Annotated in this window: 1 protein-coding gene; it reads left to right on the plus strand. The window is 42.1% G+C overall.

Annotation, left to right across the window (positions count from 1 at the left end; translation table 11 throughout):
* Positions 1-94 precede the first annotated feature (94 nt).
* On the plus strand, positions 95-642 hold a 548-nt coding region (locus IE271_RS44600), incomplete at its 3' end, for a SabA family sialic acid-binding adhesin (protein WP_506005303.1).

Here is a 642-nt window from a genome sequence, read left to right on the forward strand (position 1 = left end):
AGAATAAGCATTTTATGGTAAAATGGCGAACTTTCATAAACATGACTATCATGGGAATGTGAAGAAAAATCTATTAAAAGGAGAAAACATGAAAATCAAAAAATCCCTCTTACTCTCTCTTTCTCTCATGGCTTCATTATCAAGGGCTGAAGATGACGGATTTTATATGAGTGTGGGCTATCAAATCGGTGAAGCCACTCAAATGGTGAAAAACACAGGAGCGTTGCAAAACCTTGCGGACAGATACGATAACTTAAGCAACCTTTTAAACCAATACAATTACTTAAATTCCTTAGTCAATCAAGCCAGCACGCCAAGCGCTATCACAAGCGCGATTGGCAATTTAAGCTCAAGCGCGATCAATCTCACTAGCGCTACCACCACTTCCCCAGCCTATCAAGCCGTGGCTTTAGCACTCAATGCCGCCGTGGGCATGTGGCAAGTCATAGCCCTTTTTATTGGCTGTGGCCCTGGCCCTACCAATAATCAAAGCTATCAATCGTTTGATAACACACCAGCCCTTAATAGGACAACCACCACTTGCAATCAAGCGTATGGGACAGGTCCCAATGGTATTCTATCCATTGACGAATACCAAAAACTCAACCAAGCTTATCAAATTATCCAAACCGCTTTAAACCA

It is taken from the genome of Streptomyces minutiscleroticus (assembly GCF_014650875.1).
GTDB lineage: Bacteria > Actinomycetota > Actinomycetes > Streptomycetales > Streptomycetaceae > Streptomyces > Streptomyces minutiscleroticus.